We start from the raw sequence: 17,864 nt of genomic DNA on the forward strand, positions 1-17,864 counted from the left end.
ATCTGAATGCCGGGTACGTACGCGGGTATACGGCAGCCGCGCATCGCGAGCGCCCCTGCGGTTATCCGTGCATATTTACTCACCCCGTTCCAAAGGATAGTTTCGTGTCTTCACCCTCTGCCGCATCCGCACCCGGCGATCTGCCGAGAGTCGCCGTCGCGGAGCTTTTGCGTGTTCACCGCTGCGAGACGGCGCTCTACGCCGATTTTTCGCGGCATACGGCAGGCACCCGGGAGGACGAATACGACACCACCGCGAACGAGCTCTCTCATGTTGTGCATAGTGATAGCGGCGCACCCCAGCTAATCCCAGAAGTCGTGGCGCTGCTGGAGGCGGCACAGGCTTCATGTGGTACGGGGAATTCGGCGGCTGCCGAGGTGGAAGTACGCACCGCGCAGGGTATGGAACGCTACCCGCTCGCGCGGCTGATCCCGGTGTTGGAAACCCTCACGGAACGCTACGAATTTTTGCGCGCATCGTGGCGGGAGGGTGTGGCACTCGCCGATATTCCCGGCCTGCTGAGCTGCGGTGACTGCCCGGCGTGCGCGGCACGCGCGGAGGCCGAAGTCGGCGCATCCGAAACGCTTGACGAACCCGAGCTCGTCCCTCATAGCAGCGATGATTCAGACGAAGAATCCTGGGAGGATTCCAGCGATTCCCCGGCGGAATCGACGTTTGAGGGCATTCCCGCGAAGGCACAGCATCCGTACCGGGTGCGTCCTGCCGCCCCTGCCGACGATGATGAAGAATACGCTCAGCTTGAGCGCCTGCGGGAACGCCTTGCCGAGCTTGAAAAGCAAAACCAGAAAAATCGGGGTCTATCTTCCGAAAATACCCGGTTGGCAATGCTCCTCTCCGGAGTCGATTTCTACCGCCGTGAAAAGGCGCCGTTCTGGCGGGATCATCTGCGCCGCCTGCACGAACCCTACGAGAATTGGGCTAATACGCGCAATTGTGTGATTTTCGAAAGTGTTGAGACCGCAACCGATTGGGAGCGCGTGCGCGGGGCGAAAATGCGTACTCTGCGTGCGGTCGCCACCTTGGCGGATTCGCACACTCTCAAGGCCGACGATACCGGGCATTATCTGCTTTATAGTGCCGACGATGCGCCCGCGAAGGCATACGAAAGCATCGATTCCCAGGTGGAGGCGTTTCGCGCGACCAACCCGCAGGCTCGCGTACCAGATACACTGCATAGACTCGGTTTTTTCGGGGCGAAAATTATGTCTCTCGAACCGTATGAGGAACCGGGCGAACCCGCAGAGGACGCTACTTTGGCGACAGGCGGCGGGCAGCGTGTTGTGATGGTAGTTGCCGAGCGCATCCGCGTGAACGATGAAGAACATGCGGCTTTCCCGCTGGGGCTCACCCCGGGCGCACCCGTGACAACGAAGCAGCTAGAGGCGTCGCTTGTGCGCGTAGCGGTCGAGGCTGAAGACTCGATCCCCAACGTTGCCGCGACCGGGACGCTTGACCTTATCGAACGCCGCCCGCCGCGGCTCAAAACCCGCGAGAGCCTGCCCCAAGAGACGGAGTTTTCTCACGCCGAGCTGCCCACTGTTGAGGCGGTACTCGCGGCGGTTCGTGACCTTGACCGTTCCTATGTGGCGGTTCAAGGTCCGCCCGGGTCAGGTAAGACCTTCTTGGGGTCGCAGGTGATCGCCAGGTTGGTTGCGGCGGGCGCAAAAGTGGGCGTGGTGGCGCAGTCTCACGCCGTCGTAGAGAATATGCTGACCGCGTGCCTGGAACGTAACCTGTTTCCCGCAGACCGGGTGATGCGCGCCAAGGGCAAATCTCAGCTCCCCGATTACCCCTGGGTTGAGGTCAGTGATAAAGATCTGACCGCTTTATTAGACAAATCCAGTGGTCTTAGTAGCGAAAAATCCGGCACCGGAACTTCGCCCGGCGTTCTTTTTGGCGGGACCGCCTGGGATTTTGCGAACCCGAACCGGATTCCTGAGGGCTCGCTCGACCTACTCGTTATTGACGAAGCCGGGCAGTTCTCGCTCGCCAACACCCTGGCGGTTGGAAGGGCCGCACGGAACCTACTTCTGCTGGGTGATCCCCAGCAGCTGCCGCAGGTGGCGGTGGGTGAGCATCCGTACCCGCTGGATACCTCGGCGCTGGGTTGGCTGTCCGGCGGGCAATCGGTACTGCCCGCTGCATTCGGTTATTTTCTGCAAGTCACCTGGCGTATGCATCCGCAGCTGTGCGCGCCGGTTTCCACACTATCCTACGGCGGGAAGCTGCACTCGGCAGCGGCGGCGAGCGAGCGCATCCTCAAAGTTCCTGAGCGTGAAGAATCCGTTCTGCCCGCCGATCCCGGGCTGTATATGTACGGCGTTCACCACGAGCACTGCACCGTACGTTCCGAAGTAGAAGCGGCAGCCGTCGCGCGCCTAGCGTGCGAGTTCGTGGGTGCTTCCTGGACTCCCGGGGCGAATCAGCCCGCACGCGAGCTCACCGGCGAGGATATTGTGGTGGTCGCCGCCTATAACGCGCAGGTCGATACCATTGCGGAGCATCTGCGCCGCGCCGGGCTTCTGGATGCGGACGGTCACGGCGTGCGCGTGGGAACCGTTGATAAGTTTCAGGGTCAGCAGGCACCGGTGACGATCGTGTCAATGGCGTCCTCAAATGCCGGAGTGTCGGGGCGAGGCGCAGAATTTCTGCTCTCCCCTAACCGCCTGAACGTGGCGCTCTCACGCGGGCAGTGGTGTTCCGTACTGGTCGCATCCGACAGCCTGCACCGGTTCGTGCCGCAGAGCATCCCCGAACTCTTGGCGTTGGGCGGATACCTGGGTTTGGTACGCTCCGCCGCCCCCTGAGGCGCACCCACATTCGAGGGCTGACAAGGCATATTAGACAGTTTTATGCGGCGCGCCCGGTCATCGGCGCCAAATCCGGCGCGATTGTGAGAAACGGCATCGCCCGGGTGTGCTTGCCCATGGCAACCCGTGCCGCGAAACCCTATCAAAACCCGAGGTGCTCAGGCATAATGGAGGGGTGTTCGTGTTAACCTTCATCCAACGTTCCCCACAGGTTTCATTGCCTGCGCTTCTCGACAAGCTCTCCAAGCTCAACCCCCGAGTTGAATTCGCACAAACCTATCCAGACGAAATTCAGGGTGCTTTCGAGAGTTCCGCAGACGCCCTGCAGGCGGCCCTGTATGCTTCGCGCGAGCAGGGATTCTGGGTTGGCATCGGAGTTGGCGAGCTGCGCATTCCCCGATTCGCCGGGGCACTGGGAACGGTCAGCACGAACGATTGCACCGGCGACGCCCTCGAATTCTCGCGGCTTGCCGTGGAGGCGGCACGCACCGGCGCCCCCGCCCGCGGTATTGCGGTATCGGCACACGATCGCGCGGTCGCAGACATGGCTTCGGGGCTCACACGCCTGCTGTATCGGGTATGTTCCGACCGTACCGAGGCCGAATGGCGCGTGGTCGATCTGCTGGTTCCCGGGGTCCGCGGGCAGCAGCGGGCAGTCGCGCAGGCGCTCGGCATTACCACCCAAGCAGTCAGCCGCACGCTCATGCGCTCACTCTGGCACGAAGAACAGGCGGCACGCCCGGCGGTACTCGACCTGCTCAACCGGTTGGATTCTGCCAGCCCGACAAAATAAAACGATGAGGTCATCCAGATTATCTGGATGACCTCACTAAGTTATGCAGGTATAAACCTCAATATTGATAATCTACCGATTAAAAATATTACGAATCGGATTCACCACCACTGTCCACCAAGGCTGTGGAGAATCTTGAAACTTGCTTTGCTGACGTTCTTTGACCTGCTGAGAAATGCTTCGCCGTAGCTCACCAACTTCGGTATCTACGACCTTCTTATAATCAGAACGTAAACGTGCAGGTTTTCCGTTGCGCATAACGGAGTTATATAGTCCTTCAGCAGTGTGAGTACTCATAGCACGTTCCCTTCCCTCACCATTAGTTATCTCAGTTTACCGTGTTCGGCTCACTGTTGGAAGTAGCCTCATCGTTCTCATCAGATACCTCATTTTGTTCAGTATCCTCTGAAATATCAGTACTTTCTTCAATTAAAGCCTGAAGTCTAACAGCTAATTCTTTATCCTCATCCGAAAGAAGAGTTGGAGGAAGTTTTGCATACCGCTCAACCAGCATTAATGCATACACAAACTGATAAGGTGTTACATCCTCACCTAAATGATCTGCTGCCCACTGCATTTGATCCCGGAAATCTGCGCTAGCAGCTTCCTTAGCCCGTGTTGTATTTGTCTTCAAAGCTACCGTCACAGTTGCGATGGCAGCGATTAGAGCAGCCCAACCAGCTGTATTTCTCAGAATGTTTCCCCATCCCTCCCAGTCAGGAGCAGTCACCCACTTAAAAATGCTCTGGCATGCCTCAAAAGGTGAAATAAACCCGAAAATAACGGCAAGGATCCACCAGGCAAATGTAATCATGCCAAGAGCAACAATTCCTACAAAAAGAATGGCGCAGCCAGTTGCAACTTTGGATGGTCTAGAATTATCAAATTCTGCCACAGGTCCCCCCGTCTCATCAGAAACAAACAGTACTTACACTATCAAGAGAACCTGGAAGTAATAGCTGCGTATAGCTTCTTAAAATATGACGAGAACGCTGCGAATATGTTCTGCAATCAGGTCGGTTTTACCGCGCACGAAGAGGTGCACCCCAAGCGAGAGGTAAGGCGAGAAATCTCCGCCCGATGCCCCGCCACCAACCGGTACGCTCGGTGCGCGACGGGGCGCATCGGCGGGTTCAACAAGAGAACCCCAGCGGCACGCAGGAACTTGCCGCGCAGCGTCGCATCCGAGAACGTGCGCAGGGTCAGGGCGATCGCATCCGAACCGTAGATGATCTGCCCAGAATCGTTAATGAACGGCAAGGCGTGGGCGAAACGGCGCGCATCCACGCGGTACTGCACAAGATTTTCGGGCGTTCCAGGCAAGATACGCGCACCCGGCCCGAGGCGACGCAGCAGATTCGCGCTCGCGGTGCAGAAACCGCAGTCGGGGTCGTACAGAAGAACGCTCATGACCCCATCCTAACCGAGTACCCATCCACCCGCGAGCAGATAGTATTTCGAAGAGCAGATAGCAATTCGTTATCTTTTCGTCGAAATACTATCTGCTCGCGGTAAGAAAAGGCACACCCGAACCCGAACTTCGGTAAACTTATCCTTATGCCCTTGTCAGAACTATCTGTGAGCACCCAGAACTACCTCAAAGCCATCTGGTCACTTGAAGAGTGGACGGAAGCTCCCGCGACAGCATCCGCCCTAGCCGAACGCATGGGGCTGCGGGTTTCTTCGGTCTCAGACGGGCTTAAACGACTTGCGGCGGCCGATCTGATCGACCATCAGCGCTACGGCGCCATCGAACTCACCCCGCTGGGGCGTACCTATGCGGTCGCCATGATTCGCCGCCACCGCCTGATCGAAACTTTCCTGGTGGAAACTCTGGGTTACACCTGGGACCGCGTGCATGACGAAGCCGAGGTGCTCGAACATGCGGTATCGGATTTCATGATTGAGCGTATTGACGCGATTCTGGACCATCCTACGCGCGATCCGCACGGCGATCCTATTCCGGATGCGTCCGGGCGTATCTCATTCCCGCAGACCGTTCCGCTCACCCAGTGCGAGCCCGGCGAGCGCGTGATTTTGGAGCGGATCAACGATTCCGACCCGAAGCTGCTGCGCTATCTGCAGGATCACGGTTTTGTTCCCGGCGCGCGTTTACTTCTTGAAGAGGGCGCCCCCTTTTCGGAGGCGGTTAACGTGCGGGTTCTCGCGCACGCCAATAATTCCGATGCTCCTGCCGCTCAAAACCCGAATTCGAGCGCTATACCCTTAGGAACCGCCGCGGCGGCTGGGCTTTTCGTCTCTCGCTCATCATAGCTTTGCCTCGGTAATTTTGCCTCGAGGCTCGGATACCTTATACGCATCGTGGGCGGCTTGCGCCCGGTGAGAGCCTAGCCGCCGGGTGAACTCATGATCCCGTGAGAATCTGCCGCAAACCTAGGCTTCTACCGGTTCTGCCGGGCGGCGTGCCGCGCGTATCCGCCCCAGAATTCCGTAGCGCGGGGCGAATATATACACGGCCAAGAAAATAATGCCTTGGGTAACGACCACGGCACCGCCGGGGGAAATATCCAGGTGGTAGCTACTATAAAGCCCCACGAGTGTACCCAGCGTTGAGACCCCGACCGAGACCGCGAGCATTGGCGTGAAACGGTCGGTGAGCAGACGCGCGGTCGATCCAGGAATCACAAGCATGGCGACTACGAGCACAACTCCCACGATCTGCAGCGCCACCACGCTCGTGAGCGCCAGCATCACCAGAAGCAGCGCACCAAGAACCCTGGGGCGCAGCCCGATAGCGTGCGCGAACCCGCGGTCGAAGGCGTACAGAATAAAATCGCGGCGTTTAATCAGCAGGACACCCGCCACGATGACGGCGAGAATAGCTACCTGCCAGACATCGGGCCAGGATACGCCCAGCACGTTCCCGAAAAGAATATGGTTCAGGTCGGTGCTTGAGGGCGTCACCGAAACCAGTACGAGCCCGAGCGCGAAAAGAGTTGTGAAGACAATGCCGATAGCGGCGTCCTCGCGCACGCGCCCGCTGCGCTGTACCGCGCCGATCAGGGTGACGGCCACGAGTGCAGCGATCACCGCCCCCACGGCAAAGGGGATGCCCGCAATATAGGCGAGCACTACGCCGGGCAGTACCGCGTGCGAGATCGCATCGCCCATGAGCGACCAGCCGAGCATCACGAGCCAGCAGGAAAGCAGCGCGCAGACCACGGCGGCGATCACGGTAACAACCATGGCGCGCGTCATGAAGGGAAGGGTGAACGGTTCCACCAGGTAATCCAGAATGCTCATGCTATTCTCCCTTCTCACGCCGGGTCTGCTCGTCGGATGCGCCGCTATCGGCGCCCGCCTGAACCTGCATGCCGAACGCCTGCACCAAATTTTCAGGGGCTAACACCGCCTGCGGGGTGTCGTGCATCAAAATCGTTTGACGTAGCAACAGCGCATCGTCGGCAAAAGCGCGTAAGGATGCCAAATCATGGGTTGAAACCAGAACGGTGGAACCCTCGCTGCGCATCTGCTTCAACACCTGAATGAGCATGGATTCTGACCTTTTATCCACTCCGGCGAAGGGCTCATCAAGTAATAGAAGCCGTGCACCCTGCGCTATCGCCCGCGCCACGAATGCCCGCTTGCGCTGTCCGCCCGAAAGTGCCCCGATTTGACGATGCGCAAGCTCGGTCAGCTCCACGCGCTCTAGGGCGTGCTCGACCGCCTGCTTATCGGTGGCACGCAGCCGACGGGTGATGCCCAGCCCGCGGTACCGCCCCATCGCCACGACCTCACGCACCGAGACGGGAAAGCTCCAATCTATTTCCTCGCTCTGCGGCACATAACTGACAATGCCGTTTTTACGCGCAAGGTATGGTTCTTTGCCCGCGATCTCCACGGTTCCGGTATGCGCGGGAATAACACCCATAATGGCTTTGAAGAGGGTCGATTTTCCCGAACCGTTCATGCCGATCAGCCCGCAGATACTCCCGGTACCAAGCTCGAAAGTAGTCTCATACAGGGCGCGCACGGTTCCATAATGGACGCCCAAGTTTTCGACTCTCAGCAGTGTTTCCATAGGTTTTATACCCGACAAATTTCGTTCTCGTACTTCTTCTGAGCCCCGCTCGTCGTCCGTGACGGGGGGGGGCGTCCTCACTACACACCGGCGGGGCGCGGTATGCGGCAGCCTACTCCCCCGCCGACCGGCTAAGATTGCTTACCCGTCAGCCCCGCAACAATGGTGCGCGCATCGTGACGAATCATATCAAGATAGGTAGGGACTGGACCATTCGCCTCAGAGAGGGAATCTACATAAAGCACGCCGCCGAATTTGGCACCGGTCGCATCCACGACCTGGCGCATGGGGTCATCCGAGACGGTAGACTCACAGAATACGGCGGGCACCTGGTTCTCGCGCACAAAATCAATGGTCGAGCTTAGCTGCGAGGGGGTTGCCTGCTGTTCAGAGTTCACCGCCCAAATGTATTTTTCCTTGAGACTGGCATCCGCCGCCAAGTACGAGAAAGCACCTTCGCAGGTTACGAGCGCCCGCTGATTCTCGGGCAGAACGCTAACATCGCGCACCAGCTCATCCTGAACCTGCTGCAGCTGTTTCTTATAGTTTTCCCCATTGGTGCGGTAATCATCGGCATGGGCGGGGTCAAGCTTACTGAATTCGCGCACCATATTATCCACGTAAATCTGCACGTTCTTGGGGCTCATCCACGAATGCGGGTTGGGTTTGCCTGCATAAGCGTCCTCGGCAATATTGATCGGCTGTACCCCCTCGCTCACGGTGGCGTGCGGGGCGTTAGAATCCTGCACAAACTTGGTAAACCAGCTTTCCAGGTTCAGCCCGTTGTCGAGCACCAAATCAGCATCATGCGCCTTCTTAATATCGCTGGGAGTAGGTTCATACTCGTGAATCTCGGTGCCGGGCTTGGTCAGCGATTCGACATTCAGGTGATCACCCGCAACGTTTTTAGCGATGTCCGCCAGCACGGTGAAGGTGGTGAGCACAGTCTTCTTTTCGTCTTGCTTCCCCGCCGAAGTGCAGGCGCTGAGCAGAAGCACAAGGATACTGGCCAGAGCTATCCCCAGCATGAGAAAACGGCGCGGATGTGCGGTACTTACAGTGTTAGCGTTCGCACCGTGACGGTGCGCAGTGAATACGGTTGTCATGATTTCGCTTTCTTATGCTGCGGATGCATTACCCTGCTGACCTGTAGGAATCGCCTCCGACTCATTGAGGCTTCGTACCTAGGTGTCGATCATCCTCGATAAACCGGTGCGAAACAGGATAATTTAACAATAGTTCGCCATGCCGAACTTTTCAACTGAGGTTACACGTGTTTAATCACACGCCCCGGCGAACCTTAGCTGAAGTATGGGGATTCAGGCTATGATTTAGCGAGCCAAGATGCGAGGTTACTGCCTGAATCTAGTGTATAAAAATACCCGCACGATGCGCCCTTGAGCGGGCAATCGTGCGGGTCTACGTGTTCGGGATTCCGCTAAATATGGAATTTCTGGTAGAACCAGCGGCGTATTGGGTTCATCGCCTGAATGCGCTCTAACTCGGCAATACGAGCCTTCATACCTGCAATGGCTTCTTTGGCTTCATTAATCGTGTGCTGCTTCTTATCCAGGTAATCCTGGTGCTCCTCGGGAGTAAACGACTTAACGTCGCGGCGCTCACCACGATAAAAAACGGTCGTCATTATTCCTCCCCTTCTTCTTGAACGTCCAGTGTATTCTCATTATCCAGATGAGTTACCCTGTTTTCAAGGTGCGCAGGGGTTTCAGCTCTGGACGGCTCTTCATTTCCTTGCTCTAATCTCAAAAATTCTTCAGCAACTACAGTGGCTATTTTGAGGTCATCAATTTCAAGCTCCGAGTCGCTGTAGTATTTCAAAATAACTTGCTGTGCCAGTGTGCGTTCAAGTTCCTTATCACTATCCACATGCTCAACTGCCCATTGAATACGGTCGCGAAAATGGGTGCGCACCGCCTCCCGAGCACGTGCCTGGTTGGTTCTATAGGCAACCCTAATCGTAAAATATGCGGCACACACCGCGAGTAATCCTGAGGTATTACGGGCTACATCGCCCAGCACACCCCACGTTTCAGGACTTATCATTGTCACTCCCTAAACATCATTGCCTTCACCATAGCAGGGAGCGGTCGATGCATGTCGGCCTCTTCGTCACGGCCTCACAGGGGCATACGGTTCGCCCGTCAAAAAGTCTCGGTGCAGAATCGGGGGGTGGGTACGGATTACCCCGCCAGTTCTTCCCGTAGGGCGTTCGCCACAAATTTGGGCTGATCCAGCTGGCTGAATGCGTAGCTTTCCGGCACGGGAACCACGCGCGCATCTGGCATGCGGGAGGCTAAACGACGTGCATTCTTGATCGGGAACAGCCTCGTGGTATCGGCCCACAAAAACAGGGTTGGATGCTCAAACCGCTCCAAATCCCGCGCGGACTGCACCGTATATTTCGTAGAAATACCCTTCAGCACTTTCGCCAAATCGCGGCGGACTCCGGCATCTTTCAGCGGCGCAATAATGCTACTCCACTCGGCGGCGTCAAGCTCGCGTTTCACTAGCCACCCGAAGGCAATCGGCAGGCGGCGCACCCACTCCAGATGCAGGGCTGCTCGGAGTGCCTGCATGGTTCCCGGAATGTACGCCACATACTGTAGGTAGCGTAACGGCAGGGGCAAGAAGTTCTTCTCGGTATCGCACGAGAGCAGCACCAGGCGCTTGAGTCCTGCGGGTTCCTGCACCGCCGCCAGCTGAGAAACTACCCCGCCGGTATCGCTGCCAATGAGGGTAAACCCGTGTGGGCATAGCTGTTCTGCCGCTTCGTTCACGGCCTGCGCCAGCGCGGCAACGGTGAGGGCTGCATCTTCTCGGGCGGGAATAGTGTGACTCCCCAAGGGAATATCGAGGGTTATGCACCGAAAATCTTGGGAGAGGTTCTGCACCACTTCGCCCCAGACATCTGAATTCGTCAACAGCCCATGCACAAACAGCAGGGTCTTACCGCCTGCGGCTTCACGGGGACCACCGTATTCACGCCAGCGAAGCTGACCGATTCGGGTTTCTACGATGCCCGTCGCCACTGGTTCAGGGGTAAGGTTCCGACTCATACTGTCTCCTCACATCACATGTTTAGCCTCTAGTCAGCAAGCTCAATTACCACGGGGGTATGGTCGCTCGCGCCGTCCCCTTCGCGCTCTTCCCTATCGATCCAGGCGTTTTCCACACGGGCGGCGAGCGCCGGGGAGCACAGCTGAAAGTCGATGCGCATCCCCTCATTCTTCGAGAACCGCCCAGCCTGGTAGTCCCAGTAGGTGTATTCGCCCTGAGTGTAAGGGCGCACCGGATCGACGAGCCCTTCATCATTGAGCAGGGCATAGAACGCCTCGCGTTCGGGGGCTGACACATGTGTGAGGTCGTTCTCCCGGAAAAAGTCGATATCCCACACGTCGGTATCTTCGGGTGCCACATTCCAGTCGCCGACGAGCGCAAACTGTGCGGCGGGGTCGGCGTGCAGCCAGCCGTTGACGTTGGTGCGCAGCTGGCGCATCCACTCCATTTTGTATGCCATGTGCGGGTCGGTGAGTCCACGCCCGTTCGGCACGTATAGGCTCCAGATGCGCACGCCGTTGCAGGTGGCACCGATGGCTCGCGCCTCAATTTCGGCGGGGTCGCCAGGTTTTCCGAAGGCGGGCTGATTCGGGAAGGTGCGTTCGACGCTGTCGAGCCCCACGCGGGATGCGATTGCTACCCCATTCCACTGGTTCAGCCCGTAATGTGCCACCTCGTACCCCAGGAATTCAAAGAGCTCAAAGGGGAAGGTTTCGTCCTTGGTTTTGGTTTCCTGTAGGGCGAGCACATCGACCTCGGTTTTATCGAGCCAGTCCTCAATGCGGTCGGCGCGGGCGCGAATGGAGTTCACGTTCCAGGTAGCAATCTTCATGTACTCCAGCTTACCGTGTGCGCCCTGCCAGGCAACGGTGAAAGTGTCGCCGGTAAATGACTCGGATCTGACGAGCCGCGCACCGCCCTTCCGAAGCGGGAGCGGAGAGCACTCTTTACACAGCATATTGGAAGAAACGGCCATTTCTTCCAATATGCCCCTGTGCAAAGGCCTGTAAATGGAAAAATCCGCTACTTTTTCCATTTACCTCAAATACGCATAACCTAAGGAACGCAGCTTCTTAAAGTATCGACTCTTTCCCCGAACGAGTAACCGGGGGCAGATTCTTATGGCTGTTCTACGCTCGCCTTCCCCACCACATCCAAGGCGGCGTAGCGGGCGGAGAGCCACGTGCACATCATGAGCTGCACCTGGTGGAATACCATGAGCGGCAGCATCAGCAGCCCGAGCGAACCCGACCCGAAAATAATGATCGCCATGGGAAGGCCCGCCGCCAGCGACTTTTTCGACCCGCAGAACTGAATTGTGATGCGGTCCGCCCTGTTGAACTTCAGCCGCGCCGCCAGCCAGTCGGTCAGCCACAGCATCAGAGCCACCATCAGAATTGTCACCACAATCAGCAACACGATCTGCCACCAGGCAACGCGAGTCCAAATCCCCTGCACCACGGAGGCCGAAAACGCCGAGTACACAATCATCATGACCGAGAACTTATCGAGCCATTTCGTGGTGGGTTTCTTCGCAAACTCGCCCACCCAACGGCGCGTGAGCTGCCCCAGCACGAACGGCAAAAACAGCTGAATCGCAATGTCGAGAAAGACGCTGCCCGAAATTTCAATGTGGTCGCTGTGCATTAGGAGCATCGCCAACAGCGGGGTAGCCACCACCCCCACAATGCTTGACAGCGATGCGCTCACAATAGCGCCCGCCACGTTGCCGCCCGCGATAGAGGTAAACGCAATGGACGCCTGAACGGTAGAGGGCACGAGCGTGAGGAAAAGAATCCCCAGGTACAACCCGTCGCCGAGCACAAACCTTAGGGGGAAAAGCGCCAGCCCAAAGAGCGGAAAAATCACGAAAGTACAGGTCAGGATGAGGGCGTGCAGCCGCCAGTGTTTAAGCCCTGCGATCGCTTCGGATGTGGAAAGGCGCGCACCATAGAGGTAGAACAGAAGCGCAACCGCGAACTTGGTGCCGGTGCTAAACCAGTCGGCGAAGGTACCGCGGGCCGGGATGAGGATCGCAAAAATGACCGCGCAGATGAGCATGACAATCAGCGCGTCGGGTCGTTTTTTCGTGAGTTTGGAGAGCACGTTCTTAATTAAAACGCGAGAAGCGGATTTTTGCCGAAAAGGTGAGAAAATACAACCTTTTCGGTAAAAATCCGCTTCTCGCGGGTTAAGGTCAGAGGCTAGTCAGAGGTGTCATTCCCCTGCTGGTCCTGCTGTTCAGACCGTTTTTGCTCGGGATGCTGGTCATCAGCGGGTTTTATCGGTTGGTTCAGTGCCACGCCAGGTTCCGTTGCGTCCTTAGGAGGCTCGGTGTGCCCCTGCTGCTCAGGCTGCGGGGGTTGAGGCTGTCCCTGATTCGCTTGATCGGGTGCGGGCTGGTCAGCTTCAAATTGCCCCGAACCGGACTGCCACGGCGGCGGCTGGTTCGGCATCGGCTGCCCGTATCCCGGCTGACCGGGCGCTGGCTGCATCGGATAACCGTACCCTGGCACATATCCCGGCACACCCTGGCTGGCGGCATACTGTTCCCAACGGGCGGCGTAGGCGGCACGGGCCGCGCGAGCCTGCGCATCCTCCCATCCTGCGAAGAGCGTTCCCTGAATCTTGGGTGCACCCTGCGGAGCCGGATATGTCTTAACGGTGTTAAGGTTGTAATCCTCCCACGCCGGCTTCTGCTCGTCCATGAACCCGGTTGCCTGAATCGGGTCAGGCCACTGAGCTGGCGGTTCTTGCGAAGGTATCAGGGAAGGAGGCGCACTCGGCGGGTTAAACTGCGGCCGCCAGAACAGACGCCCCGGTTCGTGTCGGTTGCGCAGTGCATGGGCGCGCCACGTCAGTACCGGGTGGGTAGAGATAAGGTTGATAAGCCAAATCGCGAAGCCCTGGTCGTTCACGGCACGGTCGGCAAATTCATCGAAATTCACCTGCTGATTCAGGTATTTACCGGCTGTGAGAACCTTGATCGCGCCGGGTCCGCCTTCGGGGCAGTATCGGTACCCAAAGTTATCGGCGGTGTATTCCTGTGCGCGTGAAAGAGCCTGCCCCACCACGGGAATCCGCATGAAGGTTTGCGTGAAGAGAAGGCGGAAATACCCCACGTGACCGGCAGCGATATGCCCGACCTCATGCCCAATAATAAAGCGAAGCGCCTGAGGGTCACGGCTCTGACCGCCGACCTCGAAAAGGTCAGAGTTGATGGCAATAAACCGACGGAAACCGTGCCCGGATGCGAAGGCGTTCAGCACACCATTACCGCTCACCACATAGGCATCGGGAACACGGCGCAAACCCGCCGCATAGGCGGCCTCGGCAACCATGGCATAAGCCTCAGGAAACTGCGTCGGCGAAATACGAATGCCGCGCACGCGCTGCTGTGCGTAGAAGAGGGCACGGGCGATCAGGATAACCAGGGGTGCCAGGATCAGTAGCGTAATCGCTTGTTCCGCATAGTCGTTAAAGACGCGCTCCGCGTAGCTCATCGTCGAGTATCGAGACGATGACGTCCATTCCAGGTCGTTATATCGGTCACGGCTTACGATCGTCTCAATAAAGAAGATGAGCAGCCCCAAGTACACGGCAAGGGTTACCGCATAGGCCGCCACCAACCAGGGAATCTCGCCGGGGTGGCGCAGGGCGTTGAGCATCTTATGGGGTATTAACGATTGGTATCCCCAAAATTTCGGTTGGGGAAGCGGGCTCTGCGGGGTCTGCCGCTTATCCTCGGGCAGCCACCCCTGGCTCACGTCATTCGGCAGTGGAGGTTCAGCACCGGGCGTATGCTGACTCATGCGGTCTCCAAATCTCTCTAAGTACGTACTAGTTCAACTCTACCGCGTATGCCCTTTGATGCGGTGAATACACGCATACTAAATCCGGGAGCGGAAATTTGCAGCGGGAGCGTGTTCCCCGCTCCCGCTGCAACTTATCACTCCCGGAATCCTCTGTGGTGTTTCTCAAGGGGAATCCAAGCAACTATTTCGTGAGGGTTATTCATTTGGGTGGTTTTGTATCCAGAAAAACAGTGCCCGCACCACCGAGAACACTCTCCGGTACGAGGTGAGGAATCTGCGGAAGATACTAGGATACTAGAGAGTACCCGTCAACACTTGAAGTGTGCGATCACGCGTTCGATGACGACCCGATGGTGATTGATGTGCCGGTTCAGGTGTTTCTCGTCTTCGGTGAGTTCTCCACCGGGTAGTTTCTTCACCGGGGTGATCAGGTCTAGTCCTTGGTAGCCCTTATCGGCCAGAGTATCGTGCGGGTCTAAGAATCTGTCCAATCCGTACCACCGGTACGCAAACGTGTCGTGGTGTGCCCCGGGTACGGGGTCGGTTTTGGTATTTCACCATCATACGTGGACAAGAGGTGAGGGTCCGTTGTTTTTCTGTGTGGTGAAGAGTGGTTAGGCGGTTGGAGTGTTACACCCCTAATGAATAACCCTCCTTAATCCTCCTTTGACCTATTGGCGTTACGTATAGTCTCGTGCGCTCGTGAGCTATCGGAGTTTTTATTGAAGAGAGCCCAGATAAGCGAAATGAGGCCGATTACTGCGAATACGAGACCGACTTTCGCGGGGTCTACTACACCCCATGAAATATTCTGCATGGTTAGCCAGGCTACTCCGCCTACGAGAATTGAGATGATGCTCCAGAAAATTTCTTTCGATTTTTCGGTTTTCATGATGCCTACCTTCCTTATGAAAAAGCTTTCATTCTTAAATATAAATATAGGGGTAAGGAAAACATTTGTATATTGTCCGTTTGTAGGAACGTCTACATCCGAACGGAGGAGCTGACCATTCCTATCTCAGAGATAACCTCTTCAGCTAGGGGCTGAATTGCGTTTTGCCGTTCAACCACGTTTGCTGTAGTGGGCAGGTCTCCCCGTAGTGGATGTGAACTAGCATGCCCAGCAACCCACCACTTTTTGAATCCGTTAGCTCGTTTGGTCTGGGAGTCGACTGGAATCTTTTGATCACTACCCTTAACACCGATTGGGCAGGTGAACGGAAGTCCTGGATTTCCGACGAAGGCTCCGTGTATGTCCCTCCCCTAGAATTTACACCTCGTATTCCTTACACAAAATCCTGATAATGTTTTCGCTATAAATAATTTACATACTTTAGGCGAATAAAATATATTTATTGCTGCACCTAGCAAGTATTTACCTTTCCACTATTTTTATCATAAAGAAAAAGGATGCCGCCATGAAAAATCATGACGGCATCCAAACTATACACATAAAACACCCTATACACATGTGTACAGTTCTAGCACGGATTTAGAAGGCACCAATCCCTATAAGATACCTTCGTGTGCAACGAGTCCCTTCAGAGAACCTGAAGGCTTACAGAAAGCTCAAACCCCTGTTATTCCGCGGAATTATACTCATGAAACGTACAAGGTTTCATGGGAGGAACATACCGCGAGGGTTTTTCACACCGGAGGCCGCGAACATACATGCCCAAAGTCCTGCGACCCCAATTTTCTGCACCTCGTTGTATATGTCATCTAAGTGAGTGATAGATGTGATATACCTGTGCCAGTTTTGATACAAAGAATGCCAGCATTTCCCCACACAACCACGAATAGAGAATGCACACTATTCTTTGTATCTATTAGTTCATCTGCACAAAGCATTCTGAACCAAAACAACTATAGCAAATTTTATGCCGTTAAGTAATTTAAATAATTACTAAAATAATGTGTCAAATATTATTTAGATATAAAGTTCAACATTCCCTCGCCTTACGCTTATTCTTGATGCCCTGACCCTAGAGTTTTTGTCACCCAAAGCCGCGTATACGCTTTCGTGCCAGCCTTGTGCCCGGCGCTCTGCCGCCCATGCTAGAAAGGCTCTTGAACGCGAATAAAGCACAGAAAATCTCGCTTATTCACGATCAAGAGCCTTTAGCAGCATCCCCGAAGGGAAGAAGTAGAAGATACTGCTACGCGACGAGCTCCTCGGTAGCCTCAGCGATCGCTTTCTCCTCGTTGGTGGGGATGACGAACACGGCGATGCTCGAATCCTCGGTCGAGATCAAGCGCGGTTCGGGGGAACGCTTCATGTTCTCTTCCTCGTTGTAGCGAATGCCCAACGGCGCCAGGCGGTCCAGCACCAGTTTGCGGAAGTCGCCGGAATTTTCGCCAATACCCGCGGTGAAAATAAGCGCCTGCGCGCCACCAACCACCAGGTTGTAGCCGCCGATGTACTTCATCAGGCGGTATGCGGTCATGTCCAGAGCCAACTGTGCGCGTTCGTCGCCCGACTGCGCAGACTCCACCACCTTACGCATATCGTTGGAACCCGCCAGCGCCAGCAAACCAGATTCCTTGTTGAGAATGGTATCCAGGCGTTCCGCATCGATCTCGGGGTCGCGGGTGAGAATCGTGGTCAGCGCAGAGGGGTCAATATCGCCCGAACGGGTACCCATCACCAGACCAGCCAGCGGGGTATAGCCCATCGACGTATCCACGGACTTTCCACCCTTCACAGCGGTCACGGATGCACCATTGCCCAGGTGCGCCACCACACCGTTAAATTCGTCGCGGGCAATACCGAGCATATCTGCGGCAACATGAGAGACGTATTCATGGCTGGTACCGTGGAAGCCGTAGCGGCGAATACTGTACTTATCAGCCAGGTCATAAGGAATAGCGTAACGCCAAGCATGCTCGGGCATGGTCGAGTGGAACGCGGTATCGAACACGGCAACCTGCGGCAGGTCTGGCCACGTGTGGAAAGCAGCACGCATACCCTTTACGTGCGCGGGGTTGTGCAGAGGCGCAAGCGGTGAGAGCGCATCGATCTCGTCGATAACCTGCTCGTTGAGCAGCACGGGGTGGGTAAACTTCTCGGCTCCCTGCACCACGCGGTGGCCGATAGCCTGCAGCTGACGGCCGTGCAGCACGCCTTCGAGTTTCTCAGCCATCATGTGCAGAGCGACTTCGTGGTCGGGAACGTCAGTGCCGATATTTTCGATGAGCCCTGAGGTAATCATTTGCTCGGATTCAGGCGCAGAGGTGTCGCGCACCTGGTATTTGAGGGATGAGGAACCCGCGTTCACAACGAGGATAAGCATGAACTTCTCTTC

Annotated in this window: 18 protein-coding genes; 3 read left to right on the plus strand and 15 right to left on the minus strand. The window is 56.5% G+C overall.

From position 1 onward, the window contains the following. Positions 1–104 precede the first annotated feature (104 nt). Together HMPREF0733_RS03460 and HMPREF0733_RS03465 are read left to right on the plus strand one after the other, a co-directional pair. Complete coding sequence (locus tag HMPREF0733_RS03460) at positions 105–2,828, plus strand: DEAD/DEAH box helicase (RefSeq protein ID WP_013397992.1); 2,724 nt, start codon at positions 105–107, stop codon at positions 2,826–2,828. Positions 2,829–3,006: 178 nt separating this feature from the next. Then, entirely contained in the window at positions 3,007–3,624 is a 618-nt protein-coding gene (locus HMPREF0733_RS03465; RefSeq protein ID WP_041321882.1) for a hypothetical protein, read from the plus strand. A gap of 72 nt (positions 3,625–3,696) precedes the next feature. Here the strand turns inward: HMPREF0733_RS03465 and HMPREF0733_RS03470 are convergent, their stop codons facing one another. The 3 genes from HMPREF0733_RS03470 to HMPREF0733_RS03480 form a co-directional block, all read right to left on the minus strand. Next, entirely contained in the window at positions 3,697–3,921 is a 225-nt protein-coding gene (locus HMPREF0733_RS03470) for a hypothetical protein (RefSeq protein WP_013397994.1), read from the minus strand. A gap of 31 nt (positions 3,922–3,952) precedes the next feature. Then, positions 3,953–4,519: a hypothetical protein gene (locus HMPREF0733_RS03475; RefSeq protein WP_141744400.1), complete on the minus strand. Its 567-nt coding sequence runs from the start codon at positions 4,517–4,519 to the stop codon at positions 3,953–3,955. A 116-nt stretch (positions 4,520–4,635) separates the two neighbouring features. Further along, a complete protein-coding gene (locus HMPREF0733_RS03480) occupies positions 4,636–5,034 on the minus strand; it encodes a thiol-disulfide oxidoreductase DCC family protein (RefSeq protein ID WP_013397996.1) in 399 nt (132 codons plus the stop codon). 147 nt (positions 5,035–5,181) lie between these two features. On the opposite strand from HMPREF0733_RS03480, the gene HMPREF0733_RS03485 reads away from it, so the two are divergent. Further along, positions 5,182–5,898: a metal-dependent transcriptional regulator gene (locus HMPREF0733_RS03485; RefSeq protein ID WP_013397997.1), complete on the plus strand. Its 717-nt coding sequence runs from the start codon at positions 5,182–5,184 to the stop codon at positions 5,896–5,898. 120 nt (positions 5,899–6,018) lie between these two features. Here the strand turns inward: HMPREF0733_RS03485 and HMPREF0733_RS03490 are convergent, their stop codons facing one another. From HMPREF0733_RS03490 to HMPREF0733_RS03540, 12 genes are all read right to left on the minus strand, one after another. Next, positions 6,019–6,888: a metal ABC transporter permease gene (locus HMPREF0733_RS03490; protein WP_013397998.1), complete on the minus strand. Its 870-nt coding sequence runs from the start codon at positions 6,886–6,888 to the stop codon at positions 6,019–6,021. A 1-nt stretch (position 6,889) separates the two neighbouring features. Next, the gene (locus HMPREF0733_RS03495; protein ID WP_013397999.1) at positions 6,890–7,666 is read right to left on the minus strand and encodes a metal ABC transporter ATP-binding protein; all 777 of its coding nucleotides are present in this window, start codon (positions 7,664–7,666) and stop codon (positions 6,890–6,892) included. 131 nt (positions 7,667–7,797) lie between these two features. Beyond that, positions 7,798–8,694 carry a metal ABC transporter substrate-binding protein gene (locus HMPREF0733_RS03500; RefSeq protein ID WP_041321883.1) on the minus strand — a complete coding sequence of 299 codons (897 nt, stop codon included), beginning with the start codon at positions 8,692–8,694 and terminating at the stop codon, positions 7,798–7,800. 410 nt (positions 8,695–9,104) lie between these two features. Next, entirely contained in the window at positions 9,105–9,311 is a 207-nt protein-coding gene (locus HMPREF0733_RS03505; protein ID WP_004005790.1) for a hypothetical protein, read from the minus strand. Continuing rightward, positions 9,311–9,730, minus strand: a complete 420-nt coding sequence (locus HMPREF0733_RS03510; protein WP_013398001.1) for a hypothetical protein — start codon at positions 9,728–9,730, stop codon at positions 9,311–9,313. Before HMPREF0733_RS03510 ends, HMPREF0733_RS03505 begins: the two co-directional genes overlap by 1 nt. A gap of 137 nt (positions 9,731–9,867) precedes the next feature. Continuing rightward, complete coding sequence (locus tag HMPREF0733_RS03515) at positions 9,868–10,743, minus strand: alpha/beta fold hydrolase (protein ID WP_013398002.1); 876 nt, start codon at positions 10,741–10,743, stop codon at positions 9,868–9,870. Positions 10,744–10,772: 29 nt separating this feature from the next. Then, positions 10,773–11,576: an exodeoxyribonuclease III gene (locus HMPREF0733_RS03520; protein WP_037236646.1), complete on the minus strand. Its 804-nt coding sequence runs from the start codon at positions 11,574–11,576 to the stop codon at positions 10,773–10,775. A gap of 287 nt (positions 11,577–11,863) precedes the next feature. Next, on the minus strand, positions 11,864–12,850 hold the full coding sequence (locus tag HMPREF0733_RS03525; RefSeq protein ID WP_013398004.1) for a bile acid:sodium symporter family protein: 987 nt from the start codon (positions 12,848–12,850) through the stop codon (positions 11,864–11,866). A 98-nt stretch (positions 12,851–12,948) separates the two neighbouring features. Further along, the gene (locus HMPREF0733_RS03530; protein ID WP_013398005.1) at positions 12,949–14,556 is read right to left on the minus strand and encodes a M48 family metallopeptidase; all 1,608 of its coding nucleotides are present in this window, start codon (positions 14,554–14,556) and stop codon (positions 12,949–12,951) included. A gap of 311 nt (positions 14,557–14,867) precedes the next feature. Beyond that, positions 14,868–15,050: a transposase gene (locus HMPREF0733_RS10915; protein ID WP_013398006.1), complete on the minus strand. Its 183-nt coding sequence runs from the start codon at positions 15,048–15,050 to the stop codon at positions 14,868–14,870. Positions 15,051–15,214: 164 nt separating this feature from the next. Continuing rightward, positions 15,215–15,451, minus strand: coding sequence for a hypothetical protein (locus HMPREF0733_RS03535; RefSeq protein ID WP_013398007.1), 237 nt, complete (start codon positions 15,449–15,451; stop codon positions 15,215–15,217). A 1,267-nt stretch (positions 15,452–16,718) separates the two neighbouring features. Continuing rightward, complete coding sequence (locus HMPREF0733_RS03540) at positions 16,719–17,852, minus strand: acetate/propionate family kinase (RefSeq protein WP_041321884.1); 1,134 nt, start codon at positions 17,850–17,852, stop codon at positions 16,719–16,721. Positions 17,853–17,864: the final 12 nt, after the last annotated feature.

This window comes from Rothia dentocariosa ATCC 17931 (genome assembly GCF_000164695.2).
Taxonomy (GTDB): domain Bacteria; phylum Actinomycetota; class Actinomycetes; order Actinomycetales; family Micrococcaceae; genus Rothia; species Rothia dentocariosa.